This window comes from Geothrix sp. (assembly GCF_049292215.1).
Taxonomy (GTDB): Bacteria; Acidobacteriota; Holophagae; order Holophagales; family Holophagaceae; genus Geothrix.
Window position 1 is genome coordinate 154,719 of the sequence record NZ_JBATQW010000023.1, and the last position, 26,748, is coordinate 181,466.

Annotated in this window: 25 protein-coding genes and 2 tRNA genes; 12 read left to right on the forward strand and 15 right to left on the reverse strand. The window is 66.9% G+C overall.

Going from position 1 to position 26,748, the window contains the following annotated elements:
* Positions 1–52 precede the first annotated feature (52 nt).
* The 6 genes from tig to WAS25_RS04400 form a co-directional block, all read right to left on the reverse strand.
* On the reverse strand, positions 53–1,657 hold the full coding sequence (gene tig, locus WAS25_RS04375; RefSeq protein ID WP_422310288.1) for a trigger factor: 1,605 nt from the start codon (positions 1,655–1,657) through the stop codon (positions 53–55).
* 159 nt (positions 1,658–1,816) lie between these two features.
* Positions 1,817–1,901 (reverse strand) — tRNA-Leu (locus WAS25_RS04380).
* 23 nt (positions 1,902–1,924) lie between these two features.
* Positions 1,925–2,001: transfer RNA gene (locus WAS25_RS04385), tRNA-Arg, on the reverse strand.
* Positions 2,002–2,212: 211 nt separating this feature from the next.
* Positions 2,213–3,142 carry an adenosine deaminase family protein gene (locus WAS25_RS04390; protein WP_422310330.1) on the reverse strand — a complete coding sequence of 310 codons (930 nt, stop codon included), beginning with the start codon at positions 3,140–3,142 and terminating at the stop codon, positions 2,213–2,215.
* Between the two features lie 34 nt (positions 3,143–3,176).
* Positions 3,177–3,470, reverse strand: coding sequence for an FYDLN acid domain-containing protein (locus WAS25_RS04395; protein ID WP_422310289.1), 294 nt, complete (start codon positions 3,468–3,470; stop codon positions 3,177–3,179).
* 80 nt (positions 3,471–3,550) lie between these two features.
* Positions 3,551–4,585, reverse strand: coding sequence for a hypothetical protein (locus tag WAS25_RS04400; RefSeq protein ID WP_422310290.1), 1,035 nt, complete (start codon positions 4,583–4,585; stop codon positions 3,551–3,553).
* Between the two features lie 113 nt (positions 4,586–4,698).
* On the opposite strand from WAS25_RS04400, the gene WAS25_RS04405 reads away from it, so the two are divergent.
* The 5 genes from WAS25_RS04405 to WAS25_RS04425 are packed head-to-tail and all read left to right on the forward strand — an operon-like array spanning position 4,699 to position 10,037.
* Positions 4,699–5,058 (forward strand): STAS domain-containing protein, encoded by a 360-nt coding sequence (locus tag WAS25_RS04405; protein WP_422310291.1) that lies wholly within the window; start codon positions 4,699–4,701, stop codon positions 5,056–5,058.
* A gap of 14 nt (positions 5,059–5,072) precedes the next feature.
* Positions 5,073–5,498, forward strand: coding sequence for an ATP-binding protein (locus WAS25_RS04410; protein WP_422310292.1), 426 nt, complete (start codon positions 5,073–5,075; stop codon positions 5,496–5,498).
* Positions 5,499–5,517: 19 nt separating this feature from the next.
* Positions 5,518–7,086 (forward strand): PP2C family protein-serine/threonine phosphatase, encoded by a 1,569-nt coding sequence (locus WAS25_RS04415; protein ID WP_422310293.1) that lies wholly within the window; start codon positions 5,518–5,520, stop codon positions 7,084–7,086.
* Positions 7,087–7,131: 45 nt separating this feature from the next.
* Complete coding sequence (gene htpX, locus WAS25_RS04420) at positions 7,132–7,971, forward strand: zinc metalloprotease HtpX (protein ID WP_422310294.1); 840 nt, start codon at positions 7,132–7,134, stop codon at positions 7,969–7,971.
* A 41-nt stretch (positions 7,972–8,012) separates the two neighbouring features.
* Positions 8,013–10,037, forward strand: a complete 2,025-nt coding sequence (locus WAS25_RS04425) for a protein kinase domain-containing protein (protein WP_422310295.1) — start codon at positions 8,013–8,015, stop codon at positions 10,035–10,037.
* A 38-nt stretch (positions 10,038–10,075) separates the two neighbouring features.
* Here WAS25_RS04425 and WAS25_RS04430 read toward each other — a convergent pair whose 3' ends face one another.
* Both WAS25_RS04430 and ychF read right to left on the reverse strand, forming a co-directional pair.
* Positions 10,076–11,326, reverse strand: a complete 1,251-nt coding sequence (locus WAS25_RS04430; protein ID WP_422310296.1) for a PilZ domain-containing protein — start codon at positions 11,324–11,326, stop codon at positions 10,076–10,078.
* A gap of 62 nt (positions 11,327–11,388) precedes the next feature.
* Entirely contained in the window at positions 11,389–12,489 is a 1,101-nt protein-coding gene (gene ychF, locus WAS25_RS04435; protein WP_422310297.1) for a redox-regulated ATPase YchF, read from the reverse strand.
* A gap of 129 nt (positions 12,490–12,618) precedes the next feature.
* Here ychF and WAS25_RS04440 point away from each other — a divergent pair, with 129 nt between their 5' ends.
* The 4 genes from WAS25_RS04440 to WAS25_RS04455 are packed head-to-tail and all read left to right on the forward strand — an operon-like array spanning position 12,619 to position 14,828.
* Positions 12,619–12,855, forward strand: a complete 237-nt coding sequence (locus WAS25_RS04440; protein ID WP_422310298.1) for an acetyl-CoA carboxylase biotin carboxyl carrier protein subunit — start codon at positions 12,619–12,621, stop codon at positions 12,853–12,855.
* 37 nt (positions 12,856–12,892) lie between these two features.
* The gene (locus tag WAS25_RS04445; RefSeq protein WP_422310299.1) at positions 12,893–13,105 is read left to right on the forward strand and encodes an acetyl-CoA carboxylase biotin carboxyl carrier protein subunit; all 213 of its coding nucleotides are present in this window, start codon (positions 12,893–12,895) and stop codon (positions 13,103–13,105) included.
* Positions 13,105–13,890: an enoyl-CoA hydratase-related protein gene (locus WAS25_RS04450; RefSeq protein WP_422310300.1), complete on the forward strand. Its 786-nt coding sequence runs from the start codon at positions 13,105–13,107 to the stop codon at positions 13,888–13,890. The genes WAS25_RS04445 and WAS25_RS04450 overlap by 1 nt, the downstream gene beginning before the upstream one ends.
* Positions 13,890–14,828, forward strand: coding sequence for a cation diffusion facilitator family transporter (locus WAS25_RS04455; RefSeq protein ID WP_422310301.1), 939 nt, complete (start codon positions 13,890–13,892; stop codon positions 14,826–14,828). The genes WAS25_RS04450 and WAS25_RS04455 overlap by 1 nt, the downstream gene beginning before the upstream one ends.
* Before the next feature lie 148 nt (positions 14,829–14,976).
* Here WAS25_RS04455 and WAS25_RS04460 read toward each other — a convergent pair whose 3' ends face one another.
* The 4 genes from WAS25_RS04460 to WAS25_RS04475 all read right to left on the reverse strand — a co-directional run bounded on the left by WAS25_RS04460 (position 14,977) and on the right by WAS25_RS04475 (position 18,722).
* Positions 14,977–16,020: an SPFH domain-containing protein gene (locus tag WAS25_RS04460; protein ID WP_422310302.1), complete on the reverse strand. Its 1,044-nt coding sequence runs from the start codon at positions 16,018–16,020 to the stop codon at positions 14,977–14,979.
* 116 nt (positions 16,021–16,136) lie between these two features.
* Positions 16,137–16,490 carry a PepSY domain-containing protein gene (locus WAS25_RS04465; RefSeq protein WP_422310303.1) on the reverse strand — a complete coding sequence of 118 codons (354 nt, stop codon included), beginning with the start codon at positions 16,488–16,490 and terminating at the stop codon, positions 16,137–16,139.
* A gap of 133 nt (positions 16,491–16,623) precedes the next feature.
* A complete protein-coding gene (locus WAS25_RS04470; RefSeq protein WP_422310304.1) occupies positions 16,624–17,679 on the reverse strand; it encodes a 3-oxoacyl-ACP synthase III family protein in 1,056 nt (351 codons plus the stop codon).
* A gap of 122 nt (positions 17,680–17,801) precedes the next feature.
* Positions 17,802–18,722, reverse strand: coding sequence for a formyltransferase family protein (locus WAS25_RS04475; protein ID WP_422310305.1), 921 nt, complete (start codon positions 18,720–18,722; stop codon positions 17,802–17,804).
* An 80-nt stretch (positions 18,723–18,802) separates the two neighbouring features.
* On the opposite strand from WAS25_RS04475, the gene WAS25_RS04480 reads away from it, so the two are divergent.
* Positions 18,803–19,861: a tetratricopeptide repeat protein gene (locus WAS25_RS04480; RefSeq protein WP_422310306.1), complete on the forward strand. Its 1,059-nt coding sequence runs from the start codon at positions 18,803–18,805 to the stop codon at positions 19,859–19,861.
* Here WAS25_RS04480 and WAS25_RS04485 read toward each other — a convergent pair.
* Entirely contained in the window at positions 19,858–21,789 is a 1,932-nt protein-coding gene (locus WAS25_RS04485; RefSeq protein WP_422310307.1) for a tetratricopeptide repeat protein, read from the reverse strand. The genes WAS25_RS04480 and WAS25_RS04485 overlap by 4 nt on opposite strands.
* Positions 21,790–22,009: 220 nt before the next feature.
* Complete coding sequence (locus WAS25_RS04490; protein ID WP_422310308.1) at positions 22,010–23,155, reverse strand: acyl-CoA dehydrogenase family protein; 1,146 nt, start codon at positions 23,153–23,155, stop codon at positions 22,010–22,012.
* A gap of 163 nt (positions 23,156–23,318) precedes the next feature.
* Between WAS25_RS04490 and WAS25_RS04495 the strand changes: the two genes are divergently transcribed.
* Together WAS25_RS04495 and WAS25_RS04500 are read left to right on the forward strand one after the other, a co-directional pair.
* Positions 23,319–24,674, forward strand: a complete 1,356-nt coding sequence (locus WAS25_RS04495; RefSeq protein WP_422310309.1) for an aminotransferase class I/II-fold pyridoxal phosphate-dependent enzyme — start codon at positions 23,319–23,321, stop codon at positions 24,672–24,674.
* Between the two features lie 15 nt (positions 24,675–24,689).
* The gene (locus tag WAS25_RS04500) at positions 24,690–25,457 is read left to right on the forward strand and encodes an SDR family NAD(P)-dependent oxidoreductase (protein ID WP_422310310.1); all 768 of its coding nucleotides are present in this window, start codon (positions 24,690–24,692) and stop codon (positions 25,455–25,457) included.
* Here WAS25_RS04500 and WAS25_RS04505 read toward each other — a convergent pair whose 3' ends face one another.
* The gene (locus WAS25_RS04505) at positions 25,458–26,603 is read right to left on the reverse strand and encodes an MFS transporter (RefSeq protein ID WP_422310311.1); all 1,146 of its coding nucleotides are present in this window, start codon (positions 26,601–26,603) and stop codon (positions 25,458–25,460) included.
* Positions 26,604–26,748 lie beyond the last annotated feature (145 nt).

Here is a 26,748-nt window from a genome sequence, read left to right on the forward strand (position 1 = left end):
CAGAATAGCAAGAAGGCGCCGGGTGGCGCCTTCTCCGTGAAACGGGCACAGACTACTTCTTCGCAGCGGGCTTCTTGGCCTTGGGCTTTTCCTCAGCCTCGGGCTCCTTGACCTTGGTGGCCTTCTTGGGCTTTTCCTGGGCCTCGGGTTCGTCCTTGGGCGCAGCCGTCTTCGCCACCTTCTTGACGGGCTTCTCTTCGACTTCGTGTCCGTGGTCACAGTCGGGGCCGTGGACGTGCTCGGTGGCCGGCGCCACGACGGCGGGTTCGCCACCCTCCTGGCCTTCCAGATCGCCACCCTCCAGTCCGCCGGCATCGAAGCGGTTCACGGGGATGCCGGCCTCACGCTTGCGCTCCAGCTCGACCAGCGCCTCGAAGGCGGCCTTGTCCAGCAGTTCCTCCGAGACCTTGGCGGTGGTCAGCAGATGGTCGAAGATCCGGTCCGTGCGCAGGCGGCCCTTGATCTCCGTGGCGTTGCCACGCTTTTCCAGCTCCGCCTTGAAGGCGTCGAAGGCCTGCTGGACCTGGTTCTCGGCCATGTACTGCCGGATCTCGGAGTCGATGTCCGCTTCGGGGACTTCGATGGACTCGGCATTGCCGATGGCCTGGAGGAGGTAGCCGCTGCGGACCGCCCGCTCGGCGTCGTTCAGGCGGTACTGGCGGTAGGCCTGCCAGTTCACCTTTTTGGGATCCATGCCCTGGCGGCTGACGTGCTGGGCGAACTCCTGGCAGTAGTCGTCGAGCTGCAGGCCCACCATGGAGCGGGGCACCTCGAAGGGAGCGGCATCCAGCAGGGTGTCGAGCATGGTGGCGTGGAGCCGGGCCACGGCATCGCGTTCGGCAGCCTCCTCGAGATCCTTCCGCACGGCCGCCTTGAGGGCCCCCAGGTTCTCGAAGTCGCCCATGTCCTTGGCGAACTCGTCGCCAAGGTCTGGCACTTCCTTGGTGCGAAGGTCCTTCACCTGGACGTCGTAGGTGAGGGTCTTGCCGGCGAGGACCGTGTTGGCATCATCGACCGGGTGGGTCAGGGCGAACGTCTTCTTCTCATCCACCTTCATGCCGATCATCTCGGCATCAAAGGGGCGGGTGCCGTCGATCTCGAGTACCTGGTCCTTGTATTCCTGGGCCTTGAGCCCCTGGGGCTTCACGCGGATGTCGCAGGTGGCGATGAGGCCAGTGGCCACGGCGCCCTCTTCGACTGGCAGGAACTTGGTGGCGCGCTGGCGCAGACCTTCCAGGTGCTCCTGGACGGTGGCCTCGTCGATGGCGCGCTTCTTCTTGGTGATAGCCATGGTCTTGTAGTCAGGCAGGGTGACTTCCGGGGCCACATCGAACTGGGCGCGGAAGACGGCATCGGCGCCCTCCTTCAGGTCCAGCTTTTCCAGGGAGGGGTGGGAAATGGGCAGGGCGCCCGCTTCCTGCGCGGCCTTCCAGAAGTGCTTCTCCACCAGCTGCTGGGCCACGTCCGACTGGATCTCACGCGCGTATTTCTGCATGAGCACCGGGCGGGGCGCCTTGCCGGGGCGGAAGCCGGGAATGCGGACCTTCGGGGCGATCTTGGCCACCACCTCGTTGTAGGCGGCGCTCACCTCAGCGGCGGGCACCGTCACCTCGACGGCCTTGCGAGTGGGGGAATTGTGGTGGAGGGTGGCGGACATGGGTGCTCCGTGATGCGTGGGAAGTGCGTGGGAAGTCATTCGGCTCTCGGTTCGAGGTGGTGGCAGTTCGCCTCGTGACTCGGGCACGTCCTGTGCCCTCGCCCTTCGGGCGGCAATCGCCTGGCGGCGATTCCGTCCTGATTTGCCAATTCTGGCAAATGGTGCGAACGGTCGGACTCGAACCGACACGGTGTGAACCGCTGGAACCTAAATCCAGTGCGTCTACCAGTTCCGCCACGCTCGCATGAAGCCGAATTGTCAAACCGGTGGTGCGCCCAGAGCGACTCGAACGCCCGACCCTCAGGTTCGAAGCCTGATGCTCTATCCAACTGAGCTATGGGCGCGCACCGAATCCCCTAGTCTACCTGGAAAGGCCCATGGCTTCGAGCCTGAACGACCACCGGACCGCGGAATGGCCTGCGGGGCAGGCCAATGAAGCGAGGATCCGGCGAGGAGTTCATGCCAAGCGGACCGCCGGACCGAGGATTGGCCTGCGGGGCAGGCCAATGGAGCGAGGATCCGGCGAGGAGTTCATGCCACCTGCCACCAGCGCCCTCAATCCAGCAGGCACCAGGCATCTTCGGCCCCGTGGCGCCTGAGCCCCGCCATGGCCGGCTCATCCAGGCCCATGCGCCGGGCGGCCCGGGCTTCCGTCGCCAGATCGCAGGGGATGACGCCGGGGTCATCGGTCCCCAGGGCGCAGCGGACCCCCGCCCGCAGCATCCGGGGCAGCGGATGGGGGTCCACGTCGGCGGCCAGGGCCCGGTTCGAGCTGGGGCAGACGTCCACGGCAATGCCGCGTTCAGCCAGCAGTTCCCAGGTGGTATCGTCGGCCCGGATCCCGTGGACGATGCGCGAAACGCCGCCATCCAGGATGGCCTCGCGGACATTCTCCCCGGGGCCGTTCTCGCCGGCATGGGCCGCGATGCGCAGGCCAGCCGCGCGGGCCCGGTCGAAGACGGGGGCCCAGTCCCGGAAGGGGCAGCCTTCCAGCCCCCCGGTGGAGAAACCCCTCACGAAGGCGGGCAGGTCTGGGAGCAGCAGGTCGAGGACCGCGTGACCGTGCTTGGGCCCGAAGTGGTTCACCGCGTCCACCACCAGGCAGGCGTGGAGACCAAGGGCCTCGGCGCCTGCGAGACCTTCCTCGACGCCGAGCCAGAAATCGCCGAGGGAGACCTGCCCGCGATGGACCACGAGGAAGTGCGGGGAGGTCCACAAGTCGAAGCCGCTGCCACCCGCGGCCAGGGTACGGCGGGCCGCTCCCAGCACCGCTTCGCGAACGGCCTCACGGCTGTCCAGCAGGGCGGCCCCGAAGAGGAAGGCCTCGATGAAGCCATCGAAGGACTGGGCCTGCCCGGACCAGAGCGCCTCCAGGCTGGGGGGCAACAAAAGGCCGCGTCGTCGCGCCTCGGCCCGGACCCACCTGGGATCGAGCGATCCCTCAAGGTGAGTGTGGCGGTCGATGAGGGGCGGCGCAGGTGGCATCACCCGGACATTATGCTCACCCTCGCCGGTTCGCCTACTCGTCGTAGTCGTCCATGCGCAGGTCGCCGGGATCGAAGCCCTCGCCGCGGCCCCGCTCGATGGCGACGCCACTCTCGGTGAACGTCTCCTCCAAGTTCTCGGCCTCGGGTTCCGCCGTGAAGTCGTCCTCGATGACGTGGACGCTCTTCTCCTTCTTCACGGCCTTCGGTTTGGCCGGGGCCGTTTTCTGGTTCGCTCCGCACTTCGGGCAGAGGGCCTCCGGCTTCCCGAAGTCGTAGAACTTCGCCGCGCATTGGAAACATGTGAATTTCTTGCCGAGATTTGCCATTGCCCGTCCCCGTCCAAACCCAAAGAAGCAAGGTTCTACCAGATCCGAACCCGGTTGTCATCCTTTGTAATCGGCAATACCTAGGCCCAGGGAGCGGCACCCAGCTTGACAGCGTCTCCATCGCACAGTTGTTGGATGACCGTGGTGGTGAAAATCCGGTATCGGGTCTCGACATCTTCGCCGAAGCGCTCCACAAAGGTGGCCCGGCTCCGCTCGAGCTCGTCCCGCAGCTGGCCGTAGAGGTTGCCCTTGGTGTGGGCCAGGGCGACCTTGGCTGGGAAATAGAGTTCCACATCACCCACCAGGACGCGGGCGAGGCGCTCTGCTGCGGCGCGGGTCCGGGGATCCAGTTCGGTGGCCGGGGCCGGCTCGATCGGCTCGGGTACGACTTGGGTGGGGGCGCTGGGGTGGGTTTCCCGCGGCGGCTGAGGCGGGTGCTCCTCCTCCTTGCCCGCGGCCAGGGCCGCCAGCATGGCGGAGGCGACCAGGACCAGCGCCCGCACCTGCTCTGGGTGATCCAGCGTGGGGCGCAGGCCGCTATCCACCAGGACCAGGGCTACGGCCCGCTTCTTGTGCCGCAGGGGGAAGATGGCGGCATCCGAGGCCTCGAAGGTGCTGACCGCACCAAGGAGGGCCTCGTAGGCGGCTCCCTTCCGGCGGATGGCCCTGGTGGATCCTTGAATCAGCGCCTCGAGTTCTTCGGGGGGAACCACGGCCCCCGCCTTCCGGGGGGCCTCACCCTCGAAGCCCCGGTGGGCGTAGAGCGAAGCCAGCCCCTGCTTGAGGATGAACAGGGCGCTGCGCTCGGCCAGAGGGCCCAGGGCGTCCAGCAACCGCTTGAGGAGGTCACTCTGGCTGGCGGCCCCTTCGAGCAGATCCAGGCCCGGAGCCAAGTCCGGGGCCTGCGGGCCGGCGGGCGCGAAGGACCCGGCCGAGGATGCACCCTCCCGGAGCTGCGCGAGCAGGGTCTCGTCGGGATGGAAGTTCCCCAGGGCGTTCTGCCAGGTGGCCATGACCTCCTCAAGGAGAGTCTGGTTCTGCTGATTGAGCCAGGCTTCCAGACGGGTCTTGAGGGCATCGATCTGGGGCTGATCCACGGGACTGGAGTCGCTCATCAGGGGCTCGATAAAGGTTGGACTCAAGGGTATCCCAATCCTGGCCTTTTCCCGTCTGCTGGCAATTGAACTCGTGAACCGATAGGATGGCCCAGGTTCCTTGGAGTTGTCGGATGGCGGATCTTTCCATTGCGGTGAGGCAGGTCGGTGATGTTGCGGTGCTTTTGCCCGCCGGATTCATCAATGCCCACACCGTCCGGGAATTCGAGGAGGCCCTGGAGGGGCTGGTCGAGGGCGGCCGCTACACGATCCTGCTCAACTGCAAGGACCTCACCTACATCAGCTCGGCTGGCCTGGGCGCCATCATGGGGTTGATCGAGACCGTGCGGGAGCATGAGGGCGACATCCTGCTCTCCAACCTCCAGGACAATGTCTTCGCCATCTTCGACACCCTCGGCTTCACCCAGCTCTACCGTGTGTTCGCCGACGAGGATCAGGCCATGGCGGCCGCCGCGCCAGAGCGGAAGGGCTGAGGGTGGCGGCCAAGATGGATCACGCCCAGTTCCGGCTCATCATCCCGAGCCAGACCCGCTACCTGAACCTGGTGACGGGACTGGCCAAGCGGGCCTCGCTGGCGGCGGGCCTCGACGATGCCACCGCGGCCAAGGTGAGCATTGCCGTGGACGAGGCCGTCACCAACGTGATCCTCCACGCCTACCATGGCGAGGGCGAGCACAGCGTGGAGCTGGAACTGCGCTTCACCGAGCAGGCCCTGGAGATCCACATCTGGCACTCGGGTCAGGGCATCCGTGGCGATCAGCTGGTGCTGCCGGATCCCAAGGAATACATCAAGCACCCGCGCAAGGGCGGACTGGGCCTGCTGCTCATGAGCCGGTTCATGGACGAGGTGCAGTTCAAGGCGGACGAGGTCTCCGGTCGCAACGAGTGCTGCCTGATCAAGAAGATCAGCTGAACCACCCGGTTCACCCGACATGCCCACCAATCCTTTCGACCGCCTCCGCCACCTGGCGCTGAAGATTCCCGAGGGTGCGCAGGAGCTCCTGCCCCTGATCGACTTCCTGGAGACCTTTCCCCAGCAGGGTTCCGAGGAGGACCTGGTCCACCTGGTGGGCGTCACGGCCATGGGGATTGCCAAGGCCGGCCAGGGGGGTCTCTGGGATGGCGGGAAGTGGCTGTTCCTGCGCGGCGCCGCCCCGGCCTTTCCGACCCATCCGGGCGACGGGTGGCAGGTGCGCCCCTGGCAGTACGGGGATGAACTGTACGGGCATCTGGTCCTTCGCGTCGGTGTCCTCCCGGAAGCCGTCCCCCTCCTGCTTTCCATCAGCGCGCCGCTCCTGGCCTGGCGCAGGGCGGAAGCGGTTCGCAGCATCCAGAACCAGGCGTTGGCCCTGCAGCTGTCCAGGCTGAACACGGTCTTCGAGCTGACCCGCAACCTGGGCACGGTGGAGACCCGGCGGGACCTGGTGCGCCTCATGGCGAACACGCTCATGGGCGAGTTCCGCATCATGCGGCTGCTGGTGGTTGATGCCCAGGGGCAGGTGCTCCACGCCAAGGGCCTGGGAACCGTTCCCGAGTCGCTCGAAGGCGAGCAGCTTCAGCATGTGGTCGAGGCCCGGGGCCTGGTCCACGCCATCGAGCTGGTGGACCAGACCCACAGCCATGGTTTCGCCTATGCGGCGGAACCCGCCGTGGGACTGCTTTCCGAGGACGACCTGGTCTTCCTCCGCACCCTTTTGAACCTGACCTCCTCCCAGCTGTCCAGCCTCGAGCTTCGCGAGGCTCGGATCCAGGCCGAGCGCATGGAGAAGGACCTGGACTTGGCGCGCAACATCCAGCGGAGCCTGCTGCCCAAGACCCTGCCCGAACCCGCTGGCTGGCAGTGCGCGGCCGCCAACCTGCCCTACCAGGCCGTGGGCGGTGACCTCTACGACCTCTGGATGGCCCGGGACGAAGGCACCGGCGAGCGCCTGCACCTCGCCGTGGGCGACATCTCCGGCAAGGGCCTGCCTGCCTCGCTCATGATGACCCAGCTCTCGGCCTTCCTCCGGGCCATGGCGGACCACCGGGTCCCGGACTGGGGGCGCCTCGCGGAACGGGTGAACCGCCGGATGAACGATGTCCGGGACCGGAACCGCTACACGACGCTGTTCGCCGGCAGCCTGAACCCGGCCAACGGCGATCTGCGCTATGTGAACGGGGGCCACAATCCGCCGCTCCTGGTGCGGGCGAACCGGGAGGTGGTGCGGCTCTCCCCCACCGGCCCCATGGTCGGCCTGCTGCCCGGCGTCACCTTTGCTGAAGGAAGGGCGCACATGAACCGGGGCGATGTCCTGGTGATCTTCACGGATGGGGTGGTCGAGGCGGAGAACGCCGCCGGCGAGGAACTGGGCGACGGCCCCCTGGCGGAGGTGGTCTTGCGCCGGCCCGAGGCCGGGGCGGATGAGCTGTTCGAGGCGCTGCTGGTGGAGGCCTTCCAGCACCTGGGCGAGGGCAAGTTCCGGGATGACGTGACGCTGGTGGTCATCAAGCGCATGGGCTGAACCGACCTTGAACCGTTTCGTATCCTGGTAACTGGAGGCCATCGCATGAACCAGACCAAGACCCTTCTCATCATCGTGGCCATGACCGGCCTGCTGGTGTGGATCGGCGGGATGATCGGCGGCGAGTCGGGCATGGTGCTGGCCCTCGCCGTCGGCCTGGTCATGAACGGGGTGAGCTACTTCTTCTCCGACAAGATCGTGCTGGCCAGCTATGGCGCCCAGCCCGTCAGCCAGGCCGAGGCCCCCGAGCTGCATGCCATCGTGGCGAACCTGGCCCAGCGGGCGGGCCTGCCCATGCCGCGCATCGCCATCATCCCCGAGGACACCCCCAATGCCTTTGCCACAGGCCGGAACCCTGAGCACGCGGTGGTGGCGGTGACGGAGGGGATCATGCGCATCCTCAGCCGGCCTGAGCTCGAGGCCGTCATCGGCCACGAGCTGGGCCACGTGAAGCACCGGGACATCCTCATCGGTAGCCTGGCCGCCGTGCTGGCCCAGGCCATCATGTTCCTGTCCCGGTTCGCTGGGTTCTTCGGGGCCAGGGATGAGGAGGGCCGCTCCAACCCCATCGCCAGCATCGCCATCATGATCCTGGGCCCGCTGGCAGCCTTCATGCTGCAGATGGCCGTGAGCCGCTCGCGGGAGTACATGGCCGACGAGTACAGTGCCCGGCTGACGGGCCGACCCGACATGCTCGCTTCGGCCCTGGAGCGCCTGCAGGCCTACAATCAGCAGCTCCCCATGCAGCACGTGGAACCGGCCTCGGCCCACATGATGATCGTGAACCCGCTGGCCGGAGGGGGCCTCATGAGCCTCTTCTCCACCCACCCCCCCCTGGCGGTCCGGGTGGAGCGCCTCCGGCGCCTGCCCATTGAGGCGAGATAGCCCAGATTGAACGCCGGCAGGGTCCTGGCCGATAGGGTCCCATGCGGGATCGGCTGGGCAAATTCGAGGTGGTGCGTCTGCTGGGCAAGGGGGCCATGGGCGAGGTCTACCTGGGCCGCGATCCCAAGCTGGGCCGGGACGTGGCGCTGAAGGTCATCTCGGCCGGCACGGCCTTCGGGGACGAGGCCCAGGCCCGGTTCGAGCGGGAAGCCCGGGCGGCGGCACTGCTGAACCATCCCCACATCGTCACCATCTACGAGTTCGGCGAGGACGAGGGGGTGCACTACCTGGCCATGGAGTTCCTGGATGGCCATGAGTTGGAGGCCCTGATCCGGGAAGGGAAGACCCCCAAGGGTGACCTTCTGGAGGTTCTGGCCCAGGTCTGCGAGGGGCTGGGCTATGCCCACGGCCGTGGCGTGGTCCACCGGGACATCAAGCCCGCGAACGTCCTGGTCACCCGGCAGGGCAAGCGGCTCCACGCCAAGCTCATGGACTTCGGTGTGGCCCACATGGGCCCCTCGGGCCTGACCCAGTCCGGCGTCTGGATGGGCACCGTGAGTTACATGGCGCCGGAATACCTGGATACGGGCACCGCCACCCCCAGCTCCGACGTGTTCGCCCTGGGAGTGATCCTCTACGAGATCCTGTCCGGCGGCCGCAAGCCCTTCCAGGGTGAGAGCACCACCTCCGTGCTGAACCGCATCCTCCGCCATGCGCCCGAACCGATCCGTCCCGCGGACCTCAAGGGTGTGCCGGGGTCACTGATCGCCGTGGTGGACCGGGCCCTGGCCAAGCAGCCGCAAGATCGATACCACGACGCGGAAAGCCTCGGAACCGCCATCCGTGAGGCACTGGAGGGCTCCAGCGAGGCACCGCCCGTCACTGCCGCGCCCGCTCCCCCCACCCTCCGGCCCGAGCCCGAAGGCTCAGTGCACCGGATCCGGGTCGGCAAGGGTGGGCAGGGCCATTGCCTGAGCTTGAAAGTGGCGCTGAGGCAGGCCAAGACCGGGAGCGAGATCCTGGTGCTGCCCGGCGTGTACCGGGAGTCCCTGGTGGTGGACAAGGACGTGGCCATCCTCGCCCTGGGCGAGCCCGGCGAGGTGATCATCCAGGCCAGCTCCGGGCCTGTCATGGTCGTCCAAGCCCAGGCGGTCACCCTGCGGGGGCTCACCCTCCAGGGACCCGCCGGGGAAGCCGTCCTGAGGGTCAAGTCCGGAGCCGCGCGGGTGGAAGGTGGCAAGATCCTGGATTTCCAGGGCACGGGTGTCGACGTGGAATCAGGGGCCCAGGTCTCCCTCGAGGGCGTGGTCATCGGTCCGGGAACCGGTACGGCCCTCAGGGTCCGTGGGCGGGGCCAGGCGACCCTGGTGGGGTCCACCCTCCAGGGCGAGGCCGGTGGGGTGGAAGTGGAAAGTGAGGGTCGGCTCCAGCTCACGGGTTGCCGGTTGGTGGACAGCCGTTTCGCCGGGCTGCTGGCGCTTGAACACAGTCAGGTCGTCGTGGATTCCTCGGACATCGCAAACCACACTTGCGCCGGCGTCCATGTCCTGGCCGGTGCCAATGTCGTCCTGCGCCAGACCCGGCTGGCGGGGAACGCCGGCTTCGGTGTGTCGGTCATGGACCGGGGCCTGGCCACCATGGAAGGCTGCCAGGTTCAGACCAATGGCGGCGCAGGTCTGCTGATCCACCGGGGAGCCACCGTCCAGGCGCGGAACTGCACCTTTTCGGAAGGTCGGTCCCTGGGCGTGGACTGTGCGGATGGCGGCCAGGGTGTGCTGGATGCCTGCGAGATCTCTGGCAATGCCGGGGCCGGCGTCCAGGTGGAGCCAGGGGGCAGCCTGCTGCTGGTCCGCTGCAGCCTCAACGAGGGCAGGGACACGGGACTCCTGCTCATGGAGGATTCCGAGGTCACGCTCGAAGAGTGCGTGGTCCGGCGCAATGCCCGGGGCGGCGTCCTGCTCGCCCGGGACGCCGCAGACCCGGTCATGCGGGGCGGGAATCGCATTGAGGACGGCTTCCTCCGCGTGGATGCCGGCGGCAACCTGGTGAAGGTGACCCCGATCTAGGGTGCCATTCCGAAGCAGGTCGTGGCTTGGGCCCGCTTCTAATCCAGCCCCGCCAGCTCGTCCAGGAGCGTCACCCAGGATCCCTCTCCGGCCGTCGGCCAGGCCATGGGGCGGACGAGCGGGTCCCCCGTCTCGGGCGGCACGGCACCCTTGGCCATCAAGGCCACCGACCACTCCCGGCTGCTTCCGAGCTCGCCCTGCACCTCGCGGATCTTTTTCAAGGCGTCCGCTTCGCCGGCGCCGGTCTCCACGAGCAGCAGGGGACAGCTGGAGTGGCGGTCCGCCCGTAGCTCGGCCAGGGCCTGTTCCAGACTCTCGGCGGCTTCCACACGAAGGTAGCCGGTGGCGCCCAGGGTCTGGGAGACCAGGTCCCGCTCAGGGCCCGCCGCCATGGTCAGGATCAGTCGGGTGGAGCGTCTTCCCAGCAGCCTGAGAGCGTCCGGGCTGAGGGCGCCGGCGGGGGCAGTCCGGGTGGCGGGCTCCTTGGCCAGGGCGAGGTTCCGGGGACCCGACGGGCGCGAAGCGTCCGTGGCTGAAGCCGCGGGCGCGCGCTGCATACGCTCGCGGATGTCCAGGACAACCCGGAGCTCCCGGAGCTCGGATTCCCGGAGATCCAGGAACTGGAGACCGAGGATGATCCCCCCAGGGCGCTCCTGGGCGTTGGCCAGGACCCCCCGCGCCTCGAAGAGGGGGAGGTTCGGCAGGTCCCGGACCTTGAGCAGGGGAAAGGACTTGCCCCGCTCGAAGAAAGCCAGCCCGGGCGTGATCCGGAGGTGGTCGTCCAGGCGCATGACCCGGTCCACCCGGAAGGCCAGGCCTCCTTCCGACAGATTGACGAGGGGACCCGAGATGCCATGACCCGGGATGACTCCGTCCTGGGCCACGACATAGGCTTTTTCCCTGGGTCTGAACGAGTAGCGCTTGTGCTGGCGGCGGTCGGCGGGTGCCATCTTGAGGGGAATGCTGAAGCGGTACAGCAGGTAGTTCTCACGCCCATGGAACAGGGTGGGGGCCCAGTAGCGCTGGTCCCCCAGCAGGAAGACCATGTCGAAGGCGGCCCCGACCGCCAGCTCATGGGGCAGGGGCCGGATGAGCTTGAGATGAATGTGGCCCTTCTTGAGATCGACGTGGTGGACGCGGGAGGAGTAGGGGAGGGTGTGCGTCCCTTCCACCTTGATGGGGAACTCGACCTCCTGAGCATGGAGGTCCTGCATGGCCTGCCGGATCAGGGCCGGATCCTCCAAAGGAGTCCCCCGTCCCGTCCAGTTGCTGACATTCCCCTGATCCATCGTGCCGCCTTCCCCATGGCATCGGGCCGGGGGGTGCGGGAATTGAATCCTAGAAGGGGAAACTAGACGTTGAACAGGAAGTTCATCAGATCCCCGTCCTTCACCACATACTCCTTGCCCTCGGTCCGCATCTTCCCGGCGTCCTTGGCACCCTGCTCCCCGCCGTACTGGATGAAGTCCTCGTAGGCGATGACCTGGGCCCGGATGAAGCCCTTCTCGAAGTCGGTATGGATGACCCCGGCAGCCTGGGGGGCCGTGTCGCCCTTGTGGATGGTCCAGGCCCGGACCTCCTTCACGCCGGCGGTGAAGTAGGTCTGGAGTCCCAGCAGATCGTAGCTGGCGTGGATGAGGACGTTCAGGCCAGGCTCGGTGAGCCCGGCTTCCTCCAGGAACATGGGCCGATCTTCCTCAGGGAGGTCCTGGATCTCGGCCTCGAGCTTGGAGCAGATGGGGATGCAGGGGGCGCCACGCTCGGCGGCCAGGGCCATGAGCCTCACGTAGTGGGGGTTGCCCTCGGGGTTCCGGATGTCCTCCTCCCCGATGTTGCCCACGAAGAGGGTGGGCTTGAGGGTGAGCAGGCCGTAGGACTTGACCAGGGCTTTGTCCTCTGCGGAGAGGCCTACGGTCCGGGCCCAGCGGCCATCGTTCAGGGCCGCGTACAACTGCTCCAGTACGGCGACCAGGGCGATGGACTCCTTGTTGCCGGTCTTGGCGATCTTGCGGTGTCGCTCCAGGCCCTTTTCGATGCCGTCCAGGTCCTTGATGACCAGCTCGGTCTCGATGATGCTGAGGTCCCGCTCGGGGTTCACGCCCCCCTCGACATGGGTGACGTTGCCGTCCTCGAAGCACCGGACCACCTGGACGATGGCATCGGTCTCCCGGATGTGGCCCAGGAAGGCGTTGCCCAGGCCCTCGCCCTTGCTGGCCCCCCGGACTAGGCCCGCGATGTCCACGAACTCCTGGGCCGCGGGCAGGATGCGCTGGGGATTCACGATCTTCGCGAGTGGCGCCAGACGCGGGTCCGGCACGTCCACCACGCCGGTATTGGGCTCGATGGTGCAGAAGGGATAGTTGGCCGAAGCCGCGCCCGCGCGGGTGAGTGCGTTGAAAAGGGTGGATTTTCCCACGTTGGGTAGACCCACGATGCCACATGCGACTGCCATTCCATCCTCCAAGCCCTCCAGTATCCCAGACAAGACTTGTGACGAAAAGAAAGGCTTCCGGCACTTGCGCGGAGCCCCGGGGCGCCATACTCTCCCCGCCAAGGTCACAGGAAACCGAAGGAGGGCAGCATGATCGTGAGGGCGGAATGGCCGGGTTACGTGGTGGACGTCCTTGTCCGCCCCGGCCAGGAAGTGGAAGAGGACGAGCCCCTGCTGATCCTCGAGGGCACGGATTCCTCCCGCACCTCCTTCTATATCAATGCCCCCGAAGGCGGCAAAGTCCGCGAGATCCTCATCGAGGAGGGTGACTTCGCCTATGAGGATGACGATCTGGTGGTGATCGGGGACTCGGACCGGGACGAGTAGCCGTTACACTGGGCCATTCTTCGCGTGAGGTGACTGAATGGCAGTGGTGCGGGCCGAGATGGCTGGGAAGGTGCTGGAGGTCTGCGTCGTCGAGGGCGATGCGGTGGGGGAGGACCAGGACCTGGTCATCATCGAGTCGATGAAGATGCAAATTCCCGTGGGCAGCCCCGAGGAGGGCACGGTCAAGAAGGTCTTCGTGGCTCCCGAGCAGTTCCTGAACGAAGGGGATCCCATCGTCGAGTTGGGCTGATGGAGGTCCGGGTCGAGCATCTCCAAGGGCCGGACGCGGGCATCGTCCTGGTGGGACTGGACCGCCCAGGAGCGAAGAACGCCCTGGGGCGCCAACTCCTGACGGAATTCCGCGAGGCGGTTGGGACGCTCGGATCTGATCCCGCGGTCCGCGTGGTGGTCCTCCACAGCTTGGTCCCCAGCGTGTTCTGTGCCGGGGCCGACCTGAAGGAACGTGTAGGGATGACCCCCGAGGAGGCGGCGACCTTCGTTCTGGGCATCCGGGCCGCCTTCACTGAGCTTGAGGCGCTGCCCATACCTGTAATCGCGGTTCTGGAGGGCGCTGCCTTCGGAGGAGGACTGGAACTGGCCCTGGCCGCGGATCTCCGCATTGCGGGGGCCGAGGCGAAGATGGGGCTGGTCGAGACGGCCCTGGCCATCATCCCAGGCGCCGGTGGCACCCAGCGCCTGCCACGCCTCGTCGGTGTGGCCCGGGCCAAGGAGCTGATTTTCACCGCCCGCCGCCTTGGCGCGGAAGAGGCCGGTCGGCTGGGTCTTGTGAACCGGGTGGTATCAGCAGGGCAGGCACTGGAAGCCGCATTGGACCTGGCGCGGGAAATCCTCCCGAACGGTCCCATCGCCCTCCGCATGGCCAAGCGGGCCATCAGCCAGGGGCTGGACCTGGACTTGCCTGCGGGACTCGCCCTGGAGGAGGCCTGCTATGCCCAGGTCATCCCCACCCAGGATCGGCTGGAGGGGCTGGCCGCCTTCCGCGAGAAGCGCAAACCCCAGTACAAGGGCCAATGATGAGCCACTCCCACGGGCCCACGACCACGGGTCGGCTGGCCCTCAGCTCCCTGATCTTCGGCCTGAACTTCCTGGTCCAGGGGATCGGGGGCCTGTGGACCGGGTCATTGGGACTGGTGTCCGACAGCCTGGAGAACCTGAACGACGCGGTGGTGAATCTGCTCGCCCTGGGCAGCATCCGGCTGGCCAATCGGCGCGAACCCTGCGATCGCTGGACCTATGGCTGGCACCGGATCGAGATCTTCAACACGCTGCTGGGGGTCCTGCTACTGGTGGTCCTGGCGGGGGCCGTGCTTTACGAGGCCTGGAACCGGGTTCAGCATCCAGTCTCCATCAAGCTGGGCTGGGCCATCGGCTTCTCCCTGATGGGGCTTTTGCTGAATTTGGCGGCGACCTTCGTTCTGGTTCCTGCCAGCGGGTCCGGCCAGGAGCGGGACCTGAACCTGCGGAGTGCCTACCTCCACGCCCTGGGGGACAGCCTAGCCAATGTGGCGGTGGTGGTGGGCATGGTGGTGATCCGCTTCACCGGCTGGACCTGGGTGGACCCCCTGCTGGCCGCGGGCATCGCGGCGGTGATCCTGCGTGGCGCCTTCCTGCTGCTGCGGGACGCCGCGGGGATCCTCATGCATCGAGCCGCCTTCGACCAGGAGGAGGCCAAGGCCGAACTGCTCCGGCTGCCGGGCATTTCGGGCGTCGAAGACCTGCGCTCCTGGCGGGTCTGCAGCCACCTAACGGTCTGCACCGCCCACATCATCGTGGAAGCCGAGCGGCTGGAGGATACCGAAGCCCACCAGCAGCTCATCGAGAACCTGCTGGCGGAGCGCTTCGGTGTGCGCCACCTCACCCTCCACTTCGAGACTCCGGCCATGGCGCAGCGGCACCAGCACCGGTTCGTGCATGAGCATGAACCGGATGGGCATGAGCATCATCACGACTGAGTCCTCAGTGCTCAGGTACGAATTCCTGTTGCGCCGCCACCCGGCGCGATGCTGGTTCAAGCAGGCGCCGACTCATGAGGACGGCTCAGAGGTAAACAAAGGCGCGGCCCCGAAGGGCCGCATCCACTGTAGGACTGAGGACTGAAGCCTAGGTCCCCATCCCATGCTTCTTCATGATGACGGCGCGCTGGGCGTCGTATTCAACTTGACTGATGAGCTGGCCGTCGAAGAGCTCCTTGAGGTCCGTCAGCTCTTCCTTCAGGGATTTCGAAGGTGCCGTGGGAGCCGGGGTGTTGCCGGCCGGGAAGCCTTGCTGGCCCATCGCCTGCTGAGCGCCGGCCATCTGCTGGCCCATCATGTTGCCCATGCCGAAGCCCACGCCCATGCCCATGCCCAGGCCGGCCACGCCACCGGGGTTCTGGGCCGCGAGGGGGATGCTGTCGGCCACCTGCATCTGGGTGTAGGCGCCCATGACGGGAGCCATCATGCCCACGCTGGTGCGCTTGTCCATCATGGCTTCGACCTCTTCGGGGAGGCTGATGTTCTCCACGAAGAACTTGGAGAGTTCAAGGCCCATGGTCTTGAACTCTTCCTGGAGCTTCTGGCGCACGAGATCCGAGATCTCGTCGTACTTGGCGGCCAGGTCCAGGGCGGGGATCTTGGCCTCGCCGAGAATGTCCGTGAAGCGGCTCATGATGGTCTTGCGCAGCTGTTCGGAGATGTCAGGCACGGTATAGACGCCGTTGGTGCCCACGAGCTGGCGCAGGAAGGTGGCGCTGTCCACCACCTTGAGCGAGTAGATGCCGAAAGCCCGGATGCGTAGCATGCCGAAGTCGGCGTCGCGCATCATGATCGGGTTCGACGTGCCCCACTTCAGGTCGTTGTAGAGCTTCGTGGAAATGAAATAGACATCACTCTTGAAGGGGCTTTCGAAGCCGTACTTCCAACCCTTCAGGGTGGCGAGGATGGGCAGGTTCTGGGTGGTCAGCCGGTGCGTCCCGGGCTTGAACACATCCGCCATCTGGCCTTCGTTGACGAACACCGCTTCCTGGCTTTCCCGGACCACCAGCTGGCCGCCGTTCTGGATTTCCTGGCCCCGCATGGGGAAGCGCCAGGCCAGCGTGTCGGTGGAGTCATCCAGCCATTCGAGGATGTCGAGGAATTGGGCTTTGCCCCAGTCCATCAGACCCATGTGTTGTTCTCCTAGTGGCACTGGCCACGAGAACGATTCTAGGCCCGTTGGCAAGCTGGGCCGGACTTTGGCTGGGAAAAACCGGTGAACGGTCGGATCGGATCGGGGAGCCGTCGTCAGCGCGTTCCCTTGACCACACGCAGGTGGCCTTCGGAGTGGTCCTTGCCGCTAGGCTGGTCGATGCGGGTCTTGCTGTGGACCATCCGGGTGTCCGCATCGATGATGCAGCGCCAGCCCTTGGCTTCACGGGGCATGCGGACCTCCACTTTCCAGCCGCCAGAGGCCCCGTTCAAGGGAATGCGTCGGGCGGAGGTGACCTTGCCGCCGGTCTCCCGCTCGGCGATGGCCTTCGCCTCCTTGGCGGACCTGACGAGCCCAGAGGCCGGCCTTTTCGGCTTGGTGGTCCCGGCCGAAAGGACGAGTGCCGGGACGAACAGGGCCAGGGCCAGGGCCAGGGAGGCGCTGCGCATGGTTGCTCCAGTAGGGGTGAGGGCATTCTAGATCTGGAGATGTGCATTGAGCAACCGGCCAATGGCATAGCCTCCTCACCGGATCCTCGCTCCGCTGTCCTGCCCCGCAGAACGCTCCGCGACCCGGCGGTCGCTAGGTGCGGTAGAGCGCGGCGCCCCAGTGGAGGCCGGAGCCCAGGGCCGTGAACACGAGGTTCATGCCGGGCTTGATCAGGCCCTGCTGGCGGCACTCGTGGAACAGGATGGGCAGGGTGGCGGCCGTGGTGTTGCCCCAGCGCTCGACGTTGTGCGGCACCTTCTCCGGGGGCAGGCCGAGCGCCTTCTGCACGCCCTCGATGATGCGGAGGTTGGCCTGGTGGATGAGCAGCAGGTCCAGGTCCTCCACGGCCAGGCCCGAGAGACCGCAGACTTCCCGAACTGCCTGGGGCATCAAGGTCACGGCGGTCCTGAAGACTTCCTTGCCGGACATGACCGGGACCGTCTCCCCCGCGTCGATCTGCTCATGCGACACGAAGGGCCTCCGCTTGAAGCTGGCGCCTGGCATCGTCAGCACGCCGGCCGCAGTGCCGTCCGTGTGGAGTCGGATCGGCCCCAGGCCCGTCTCTCCGTCGCGGGCCTCGATGACCACGGCCCCGGCGCCGTCCCCGAAGAGGACGGTCCGATCCCGGATGGCGGTGTTCGCGGCCCGCTCGGCTTCGGTGATCTCGCGGGTGGAGAGCCCGATGAGCGTGTCCCAGCCCAGGTGCCAGGGCATGAAGGGCGAATGCACTTCGGCGCCCACGAGGAGGACGCGCCGGTAGCGGCCGCTCTGGATGACCAGGTCCGCCAGCTCCAGTCCGTAGAGGAAGCCGCTGCACTGCTGGCGGATATCGAAGGTGGGGATGTCCCGGAGGCCCAGCGCGGCTTGCAGGAGCGGGCCATTGCCGGGCAGGACATGGTCTGGCGTCATGGTGGCGAAGAGGACCGCGTCGATGTCGGCAGGCGTCAGGCCAGCATCGGCGATGGCGTTGCGGGCGGCGATCACCCCCAGATCGGCCGAACCTTGGCCCGGATCGGCGTAGCGTCGCTCCTGGATGCCGCTGCGCACGCGGATCCACTCGTCCGAGGTGTCCATGAGCCTGGACAGCGCCTCGTTCGTGATGACGTGCGGAGGCACGCCGATGCCGCTACCGATGATGACGCTTCGCATGGATGGCCTTTCGGGAATCCGGGCCAGGATATCCCGAGGCGACCCCGGCATGGCCCCAGAACTCGTTCCCGGCGAAAAGGGAAGGGCGGCAGGGGCCTGGAGGCTTGGGCGGACGCCAGGGATCAGGCTTCTGGCAGCCCGAGATCACGCAGGGTGCTCGCCTGGTCGCTGGGGCGCTCCAACCTCAGTCCCCGGACCTTGAGGGTGTGCAGGCGCAGGGCGCCGTCCGAAAAGCCGAGCACCACGCCCTCGCGGGAGAGGCGGAACTGCCCCTGGGGGCAGGACTCCGCCGTCGGCAAGGCCCAGGCGACCTTGGCCATCCCCAGGGGGGTCTCCAGGAAGGCATTGGGCCAGGGGTCCGCCACGGCACGGACCTGGTTGAAGGCTTCGGCGGCGGTCATGGCGAAGTCCAGCCTGGAATCGGCCGGCTTGCGCCCGCCGAAGTAGGTGGAGGGACCGAGGGTCTTCTGGTCGATGCGCGAGCGGGAGCCGTCCACCAGACCGGGGATGGCATCTCGCACGAGATCCCTTCCGGCGGCGGCGGCCTTGTCCGTGAGGCTGAGGGCGGTCTCGTCCCAGGCGATGGGGAGGCGCGCCTGGGCCACGATGAAGCCATCGTCGGGCTTGGGGGTCATGGCATGGAGGGTGACGCCGGTCTCGGGCTCACCCTTCACTAGCACCCAGTTGATGGGTGCCCGGCCCCGGTACTTCGGCAGCAGGCTGCCGTGCAGGTTGTAGGCGCCGAGCCGTGGAAGCTCCAGGAACCGGGCCTGGATCATCTCCCGGAAGTAGAAGCTGAAGAGGAAATCCGGACGGAGGTCCCGGATGGCTTCGTACACCCCATCCTCGTTGAACGCCGGGGCCTTGGTCACCGGGATGCCCTGGGCCGCGGCCAGCACCGCCGGCGGAGTGAACCACAGTTCGTCCGGCCCCTGGGCATAGGTATAGAGGGCGCGCACCTCCACGCCCGCCTCCAGCAGCCCCTCCAGGGCCGCGGTTCCCACGCTGGAATAGGCGCAAACCACGGCGGTCGGCTTGGACATGTTTTCCCCTCGAACGTCTCCAGGATCGCATAATCGGTTGAATCCCCTGCCCGTAGACCTATGTTGTGTCGGGAGCTCCCGTGCGCCTGCGACCCTTGCCCCTCCTGTTCTGTGCGGCCCTCCTGGCGGCGGGGGAGGACCCCTTCGAGGCTCCCCCGGAGCTGAAAACCTTCGCCCAGAAACAGACCATCGGGCACATGGGGGTCGCCACCAAGGTCGGCTACCTGCTCAAGTCCTTTTTCACGCCCCCCGAAGAGGGCGGCCTTGGAATCACATACGACAACGCGTACACCCGCACCCCCATTGAAGCCTGGCGGGATCGCAAGGCCAACTGCCTGACCCTGACTGCGCTCTATGTGGCGGCCTGCAAGTCCATCGGCCTCGAGGCCCGCTACGGGGAATCGCTGCGGGTCAGCCGGTGGCGGCGGGTGGGGACGACGGTGCGCTACGAGCGGCACGTCGTGGCCGTCCTTCCCACCGGCACGATTGGGCAGGAACTGATCGCTGACTTCCTCCCGGAGATCAGGCGGGACACGCAACTCATCGTGCCCCTTGAGCCGAAACGCGTGCTGGCCCTGTTCTACAGCAACCGGGCCGTTGAGCTGATGGCCGAGTCCCGCTCGGAGGAGGCGCTGAAGTCCGCCCACCGGTCCATTGAGATGGATCCGAACCTGGGCGTGGGCTGGAACATCCTTGGTGTGGTCCAGCGGAACCTCGGGCAGGAGGCCGAGGCCGAGAAGTCCTTCCTGAAGGCCATCGAGACCGATCCCAAGGATGGCGCCCCCTGCGGCAACATGGAGAACCTCCTGCGGGCCCAGGGCCGGGAAGGGGAGGCGCAGGTCTACCGGGATCGCGGTCTGGAGGTCCGGAAGCGGGATCCCTTCTTCAACGCCTTCCTGGCGGAGGAGGCCCTCCAGGACGGCAACTGGGAGGAAGCGGAAAAGCGCATCAAGCAGGCCATCAAGCTGCTGCCCCAGGAACCGGACTTCTACCTGATCCAGGCCCGCCTGGCCCTGGCCCAGGGGCAGCGGAAGGAAGCCATCAAGGCCCTGGAGAAGGCCCGCAAGTGGGCCATGCCCGAAATGCAGGCCCGCTACGACACCAAGCTCGCGCTGCTGAAAGCTGAGATCACTTCCTAGTTGGCCTCCAGCTCCGCCAAGCGGCTCTGGGCCTCCACGCTCTCCGGATGGTGCAGCAGACACTCCCGGAGGTAGCGGCGAGCCCCGTCCAGGTCCTCCAGCTCGCGGCGCGCCTCAGCCAAGTGGATGAGCGCCTCCTCGGCCTGAGAATCGACCTGGAGGGCCTGCCGCCAATGGCCTTCGGCGCGATCCCAGTCGCCCAGCTCGGCGCAGGCGTGGCCCGCGTCCAGCAGGAAGCGGAGCCCGTGAGGGTCCATGCGCGCGGCCCGCTCCAAGTCCAGCCGTGCGGGGAGCGCGTCCCCCAGGTGGGAGCGCGCCAGTCCCCGCAGGTGCCAGAAGGCGGGCCGTTCGCGGCAGCCTTCCGGCAGGCCGTCCAGGTAGGGTTGCAGGGCCTCCCAGGCGGCCATGCCAGCCAGGCAGTCCGCCTGCAGCAGCAGTAGGTCCGCGTCTCCGGGCTGTTCTTTGAGCAGGGTCAGGACCTCTGCGTAGGCTGCCTCGTACCCGCCCTCGGCCACCAGGATCTGGAGCCTCAGGGGTGGGTGGTGGTCACCCTGCTGATTGCAGGGGACCTGCTCCAGGAGTTCCTTGGCGAAGGCCGGGCGATCCTCCCACCAGAAGGCGAACTCGGCGCGGCGGAGGTGCCACTCCTGGCGGAAGGAATCGCCCTCCTCACCTTCCGGGATGGTGTCCCAGGCCCGCTCGAGGGTCAGCAGGGCATCCTCGTCGCGGTGCAACTCAAGGGCGATCTGGTACCGCTCCATCCAGAGCCGGAAGGCGCCGGGCAGGCGGCCGATGGCGCGTTCGATCACCTTCCAGGCGCCTTCCCGGTCCCCCAACTGGCGACGGGAGACCGTCTCCGCCAGCCAGTGCAGGGGTTGGGTGCGCCGCTCTGGGGGCAGGTTCTGGACCAGCGCGAGGGCCTCCGCGTAGCGGTGGTTCCTGAGGAGGTGCATGCCGGCGGCGCCCCGATCCCAGGGCAGCCGGGGATCCCCGTGGCGGGACATGAGGACTGCCAGCGCCTGCTCGGCTAGATCCTCCCGTCCGTGTTGAAGGCCGGCCAACATGAGGTCCTCCAGGATGAGGGGGTCATCCCAGGAAAGAGGCAGGGCCTCCTCGAAGTGGACCCAGGCCCGGTGCAGGGCCTCCGGCTCGGCCACCCGGAGCAACAGGATTCCCTGCAAGTGCCGGAGTCGGCCCATCTGTGGGGCCAGGGCCATGAGGCGCGCCCCCCAGGCCAACCGCCGGGCCGAAGGGGTGCCCGGGACCTTCCGGAAGGCCCGGGATACGATCACCCTCTTCCAGAGCGGGAGCCGGGCGAGCTGCGCCTCCAGCCCGTCCAGCCAGGCCCAGTCCCGGTGGCCGAGGGAAAGCTGGAGGTTGCCCTTCAGCAGAAGGATCCGGTAGCCTAGCTCCCCTCGGTTCCAGAGCGATGATCCAAGAATCTGGAGCACGTCATCGGGGTGGTCACCCTGGGCCCATCGTCGTTCAGCCAGGTGGAGCCTCGGCTGGTCCAGCCAGCGGCTGCGGGCCATGAGTCCGATCCAGGCCCCCAGGCCCATGGTTCCGAGGATGAGGCCCAGGGCCGGCAGCGGGGCGAGGCCCTCCTGGGGCGAAGTCAGTAGGGCCATGCCACCCATGGCGGCCAGGGACAAAACCCCTGCCAGCAGGGTTCGGAGCAGCCAGGATCGTCCGGATTCCGTCATGACTCGAGTATGAGCGGGTCCGCGGTGATCGCGGCACCCCGGTCCGTCCCGGCTGCAGCCAGCCTCGGAGGGGCATGGCTCGCTGACACAGGCGGCCTGCGGCGGTCCCTTGGGGCCCTGGACCACGTCGACACTGACGCGCTGCTGCTCCTTCAGCGTAAGGAAGTCCATGGCCTGCAAGGTGGAAGCGTGGACGAAGACATCAGCCCCACCCTCATTCGGCATGAGGTGCTTCCTGGGGGCAAATCACAGCTTGCCTGGAGGTTGATCGCGTAATCCGATGACGCGTTGCTACCTATTCAATTCAGATCCCCTGCTGGATCTTCTTCGATGGGAAGCGTGGCCAACCTGGTTGTTTGAACGAACCAAGCGGGTGCCCCGCTCAGAACGCGTCATTTAGGCGCGTTCGTTCGCGCCCCGCTGTCATCGGTCGTTCTCTCTTAGGCTAATTCCCCTGCTGGATCTCTTTCGCGATGACGAGCCTCTGGATCTGGTTCGTTCCCTCATAGATCTGCAACAGCTTGGCGTCGCGCATGCACTTTTCCACGAGGTAGTCGCGGCTGTAGCCATTGCCGCCTAGGATCTGCACGGCGTCGGTGCTGACTTCCATGGCGGTGTCGGTCGCGAAGGTCTTGGCAATGGCGCTCTGCTTGGAGTTCTTGATGCCGTTGTCGGTCATCCAGGCGGCCTGCCAGGTGAGGAGGCGGCTGGCCTCGATCTTCTTGGCCATGTCCGCCAGCATGAAGCTGATGGCCTGGTTGGCGAAGATGGGCTGGCCGAACTGGATGCGGGTCTTGGCATATTCCAGCGCGATCTCGAAGGCGGCGCGGGCCACGCCCACGCCCCCGGCGGCCACGGCGGCGCGGGTCTGATCGAGGGTCTTCATGGCGATGATGAAGCCCATGCCCTCCTTGCCCAGGATGTTCTCCGCGGGCACCTCGGCGTCGTTGAAGTAGAGCTCAACCTGGTTGCTGGCGCGCTGGCCCATCTTGTCCATGGCCTTGCCCACCACCAGGCCCGGCGTGTCGCGGGGCACGATCATGCAACTGGTGCCGCGGGCGCCCTTGCTGGGATCGGTGCTGGCGAAGAGGGCGTACCAGTCGGCGTAGCCGCCGTTGGTGCAGTAGCACTTGGTGCCGTTGACGAGGTACTTGTCGCCCTTCTTTTCGGCGCGGCAGGTCATGCCGCCGGCATCGGAGCCCGCATTGGGTTCAGACAGGGAGAAGGCCGCGAACTTAGGTTCCTCCGCGAGCATGCCCAGCCACTTCTTCTTCTGCTCGGGGCTGCCTGCCACCAGCAACGGCGTCATGGCGAGGCCGTTGGCCATGATGGAGGTGTAGAGGCCGGCGCAGCCCCAGGCCAGTTCCTCACAGACGATGGCCTCATCCACCTGGCTGGCGCCTGGTCCGCCGCAGTCCTCGGGCACCAGGGCCTGCAGGTAGCCCTGGTCCCAGGCGGCCTTGTAGACGTCCACGGCCCACTCGCCGGTCTCGTCGTACTTGCGGGCCACGGGGCGCATGATCTTTTCGGCGAAGGTGTGGGCCCGTTCGTTTTCGGCCAGTTGTTCCGGGGACAGCGTGAAACCAAGCATGGTGCCTCGTCAGGAAAAGGAGGGGGTGGTGGCGATGTGGGTGGATCGAATCTCCAGTCTAGCTTCGGCGAGTCCCCGCGCCCAAGGCTGGTGTCCCTGACGCCGAGTAGGATGACGCCGGTCACATGTCGATCCGAGGGTAAACTTGACGGTTGGAGTGCCCATGACCATCCGATTGTCCGACCTGGGGAAGGCTGTCCTCGACACCGAGTACGCGGTGCGGGGGCCCATCGTGGCCCGAGCTGCCGAGCTCGAGAGGCAGGGGCGCGAGATCATCTACTGCAACATCGGCAATCCTCAGTCACTGGGGCAGAAGGCTCTCACCTGGAACCGCCAGATCCTCGCCCTCTGCGAGTATCCAGAACTTATGGAGCAGGCCCCGGGGGCCTTTCCGCCCGACGTGGTCGAGACCGCCAAGGCCATCCTCACGGGCACCAAGCATGGGCTCGGCGCCTACAGCGAAAGCCGCGGTGTGCGCTTCATCCGCGAGGCCGTGGCCGAGTTCATCCTCGAGCGCGACCACATCGGCGTGGATCCCGATGCCATTTGCCTGACCGACGGCGCCAGCAAGGGCGTGCAGACCATCCTCCGCCTGCTCATCGGCGGGCCCCAGGACGGCATCATGGTGCCCATCCCCCAGTACCCGCTCTACTCGGCCACCATCACGCTCTACGAGGGGCGCATGGTGCCCTACTTCCTGGATGAGGCCAACGGCTGGAAGCTGAGTCGCCCCATGCTGGAGGCCTCCCTGGCCAAGGCCAAGGCCGAGGGCACGGCGGTGAAGGCAATCTGCGTCATCAACCCGGGCAATCCCACCGGCGCGGTGCTGGACGAGGCCAATATCGCGATGATCATCGCGTTCGCGCAGGCCCACGGGCTCTCGATTCTGGCGGACGAGGTCTACCAGGAGAACATCTATCTGGCCGGCGACGAGTTCACCTCCTTCGCCAAGGTGCTGCACAAATTGGAGGCGAAGGAGGTCTCCCTCTTTAGCTTTCACTCCTGCTCCAAAGGCTTCCTGGGCGAGTGTGGCGTACGGGGCGGCTACTTCGAGTACCGGAACGTGCCTGAGGACGTGGCGGCCCAGATCCTGAAGCTCCAGAGCGTGAGCCTCTGCGCCAACCTACCTGGCCAGGTCTCGACCTACGCCATGGTGCGACCCCCCAAGCCGGGCATGCCTTCCTACGCCCAATACGCCAGGGAGCGCGGCGCCATATTGGACACGCTCAAGCAGCGGGCCCTTCTGCTGGCCGAGGGCCTGAACCGTGTTGAGGGCATCGCCTGCAACGTCATCGCCGGGGCCATGTACGCCTTCCCCAGCATCGTGCTGCCCCCCGGCCGGACCGACTTCGACTACGCCCTGGCCCTGCTGGAACAGACAGGCATCTGCGTGGTGCCGGGCTCGGGCTTCGGCCAGGCGGAAGGCACCGCCCACTTCCGCACCACCATCCTGCCGCCGACGGAGAAGATCCAGAAGGTGGTGGAGGCCGTGGGCGAGTTCCACTGCAACTACCGCTGACCCCTTGGAGTTCCCGTGCGGCCCGACCATCCCATCGTCCTCATCACCGGCGCGTCCAGCGGTTTCGGCGCGGCCATGGCGCGCCTGCTGGCCGCCCAGGGCTGCCACCTGGCCCTGGGCGCCCGTCGGCGGGAGCGGGTCGAGGCGCTGGCTGAAGAACTCACTCGGACCCATGGCGTGAAGGTCTTCGCAGGCACGGTGGACACCCGCGACACTGGCAGCGTGAACGCATTTGTCGAGGCGGCTGCCGCGTCACTGGGCGGGCTGAACGTGCTGGTGGCCAATGCCGGCCTGGCCAGCGGCACCTACAGGCTGTGGGAGACGCCGGACGAGGATCTCGAGGCCATGATGCGCACCAACGTCGAAGGCGTGGTGAAGACCATCCGGGCGGGCCTCCCCCACCTCCGCAAGGCGGGCTGGGGCCATGTCTTCTTCATCGGCTCCACCGCCGGGCACCAGCCCTACGAGGGAGGCAGCGTCTACTGTGCGTCGAAGTTCGGAGTGAAGGCAATAGCCCACAGCCTGCGTCTGGAACTGAACGGCGAGCAGATCCGCGTCACCTCTGTCGATCCCGGCATGGCCGAGACCGAGTTCTCTGATGTGCGGCTGAAGGATGGCGACAAGGCCAAGGCCGTCTACCAGGGCGTGAAGCCACTCAGTGCCAACGACGTGGCCGAGTGCGTCCGTTGGTGCCTGATGCTCCCCGACCACGTGAATATCGACGAGATGCTGGTGAAGTGCCTGGACCAGGCCAGTGTGCACAAGCTCCATCGAAGGACCTGATCAGTCCCGACTGAGCCTCAGCGCCAGGGGCAGCGCGGCGAGCATGGCCAAGGCACCCAGGCCCCAGCCGAGCCGGTAGCCGTAGTGCCCGATGATCCAGCCCAGGCTGAAGCTGCCGAGGCCGATGCCCGCGTCGAAAGCGAACAGGAGGGCGCCGAAGGCCGAGCCGCGGCGCTGGGGGTCCACAGACTCAAGCAGCTTCGCGTTGAGGAGGGTGTGCAGCATGCTGTAGCCCGCTCCGTAGAGCAGCGCCGAGGCCATGTGCCGCGCCATGCCGCCGGGCAGGAGTGCAAGGAGGGCCAGGCCGACGAAGGCACCCAGAAGCATGCCGGGCAGCTTGCGGCTGGGTCGGCTGCCGAAGCCCCGGCGCAGCATGACCAGGCGCATGAGCACCATGCCCACGGCCATGAAAGAGAGGAAGGCTGAGGGGAGTTTCATCCCCAAAGCCAGCCCCTCCTGGGCCGTGTAGCTGTTCAGGGCGCCGTAGCCCAGGGCGATGCAGAACAGGACCAGGCATGGCGTGAGCACGGCGGCATCCGGCCACTTGAAGCCTTCGGGCCGTCCGTGGACATGATCATCGGGCAGGCTTGTGGCCAGGGCACCCAGCAGGAGGAAGCAGGCCGCCAGGTACCAAGCGATTGGCGCGAAGCCCCAGCGCTGGAATATCCACAGTCCCAGCAGGGGCCCCACGATGACGCCGCCGGGGCTGGCCAAGCCATAGAGGCTGAGTCCATCGGCGCGGCGATCTTCGGGCAGCACGTGGGCCAGCGACGCCATCGTGGCCGTCAGCAGTCCCGACCAGACGATGCCGTGGGGGAAGGCCAGAAGGTAGATGCCCCAGCGGGTGGGCATCAGGGCATAGGCTGCCAGGAAGCCCGCGAAGAGCAGGGCCGAGCTGACGACCAGCCGACGATGGCCCAGGCGATCTCCGAGCGGGCCAGTGAACAGGGCGCCCAGGGCGCTCCCTGCCGTGAAGAGGCTAAGGAACCGGCCGCTTTCCGCCAGGCTTGCGCCCAGTTCCCGCAGGCGAAGTGGGACCGTCGGGAAGAGCTGGAAGGCAGCAAAAAAAGTGACGAAGGTCAGTGCCCACATCAAGGCGAACTGGCGCGTGACGAGCCTGGTGGTAGGTCTGGGAAGTTCCGTCATGCGGCACCCTCTGTGCCAGCATCGCTCCCGCTTAGGAGGCACCCTTCGGGTTTCGCCTTGACGCGCGCCAAGGGCGCTTGCCCCTTCGGGGCCGTCTGCGTCGCAGCCTGTCCCATGCGCCTGTGGCGAGTGGTCGCCAAAGTGA

What these genes read in the sequence shown, in the direction of transcription:
- tig (WP_422310288.1), bottom strand. Translation starts at nt 1,657, where the DNA reads ATGTCCGCCACCCTCCACCACAATTCCCCCACTCGCAAGGCCGTCGAG.
- WAS25_RS04390 (WP_422310330.1), bottom strand. Translation starts at nt 3,142, where the DNA reads ATGCCACCTGCGCCGCCCCTCATCGACCGCCACACTCACCTTGAGGGA.
- WAS25_RS04395 (WP_422310289.1), bottom strand. Translation starts at nt 3,470, where the DNA reads ATGGCAAATCTCGGCAAGAAATTCACATGTTTCCAATGCGCGGCGAAG.
- WAS25_RS04400 (WP_422310290.1), bottom strand. Translation starts at nt 4,585, where the DNA reads ATGAGCGACTCCAGTCCCGTGGATCAGCCCCAGATCGATGCCCTCAAG.
- WAS25_RS04405 (WP_422310291.1), top strand. Translation starts at nt 4,699, where the DNA reads ATGGCGGATCTTTCCATTGCGGTGAGGCAGGTCGGTGATGTTGCGGTG.
- WAS25_RS04410 (WP_422310292.1), top strand. Translation starts at nt 5,073, where the DNA reads ATGGATCACGCCCAGTTCCGGCTCATCATCCCGAGCCAGACCCGCTAC.
- WAS25_RS04415 (WP_422310293.1), top strand. Translation starts at nt 5,518, where the DNA reads ATGCCCACCAATCCTTTCGACCGCCTCCGCCACCTGGCGCTGAAGATT.
- htpX (WP_422310294.1), top strand. Translation starts at nt 7,132, where the DNA reads ATGAACCAGACCAAGACCCTTCTCATCATCGTGGCCATGACCGGCCTG.
- WAS25_RS04425 (WP_422310295.1), top strand. Translation starts at nt 8,013, where the DNA reads ATGCGGGATCGGCTGGGCAAATTCGAGGTGGTGCGTCTGCTGGGCAAG.
- WAS25_RS04430 (WP_422310296.1), bottom strand. Translation starts at nt 11,326, where the DNA reads ATGGATCAGGGGAATGTCAGCAACTGGACGGGACGGGGGACTCCTTTG.
- ychF (WP_422310297.1), bottom strand. Translation starts at nt 12,489, where the DNA reads ATGGCAGTCGCATGTGGCATCGTGGGTCTACCCAACGTGGGAAAATCC.
- WAS25_RS04440 (WP_422310298.1), top strand. Translation starts at nt 12,619, where the DNA reads ATGATCGTGAGGGCGGAATGGCCGGGTTACGTGGTGGACGTCCTTGTC.
- WAS25_RS04445 (WP_422310299.1), top strand. Translation starts at nt 12,893, where the DNA reads ATGGCAGTGGTGCGGGCCGAGATGGCTGGGAAGGTGCTGGAGGTCTGC.
- WAS25_RS04450 (WP_422310300.1), top strand. Translation starts at nt 13,105, where the DNA reads ATGGAGGTCCGGGTCGAGCATCTCCAAGGGCCGGACGCGGGCATCGTC.
- WAS25_RS04455 (WP_422310301.1), top strand. Translation starts at nt 13,890, where the DNA reads ATGAGCCACTCCCACGGGCCCACGACCACGGGTCGGCTGGCCCTCAGC.
- WAS25_RS04460 (WP_422310302.1), bottom strand. Translation starts at nt 16,020, where the DNA reads ATGGGTCTGATGGACTGGGGCAAAGCCCAATTCCTCGACATCCTCGAA.
- WAS25_RS04465 (WP_422310303.1), bottom strand. Translation starts at nt 16,490, where the DNA reads ATGCGCAGCGCCTCCCTGGCCCTGGCCCTGGCCCTGTTCGTCCCGGCA.
- WAS25_RS04470 (WP_422310304.1), bottom strand. Translation starts at nt 17,679, where the DNA reads ATGCGAAGCGTCATCATCGGTAGCGGCATCGGCGTGCCTCCGCACGTC.
- WAS25_RS04475 (WP_422310305.1), bottom strand. Translation starts at nt 18,722, where the DNA reads ATGTCCAAGCCGACCGCCGTGGTTTGCGCCTATTCCAGCGTGGGAACC.
- WAS25_RS04485 (WP_422310307.1), bottom strand. Translation starts at nt 21,789, where the DNA reads ATGCCGAATGAGGGTGGGGCTGATGTCTTCGTCCACGCTTCCACCTTG.
- WAS25_RS04490 (WP_422310308.1), bottom strand. Translation starts at nt 23,155, where the DNA reads ATGCTTGGTTTCACGCTGTCCCCGGAACAACTGGCCGAAAACGAACGG.
- WAS25_RS04495 (WP_422310309.1), top strand. Translation starts at nt 23,319, where the DNA reads ATGACCATCCGATTGTCCGACCTGGGGAAGGCTGTCCTCGACACCGAG.
- WAS25_RS04505 (WP_422310311.1), bottom strand. Translation starts at nt 26,603, where the DNA reads ATGACGGAACTTCCCAGACCTACCACCAGGCTCGTCACGCGCCAGTTC.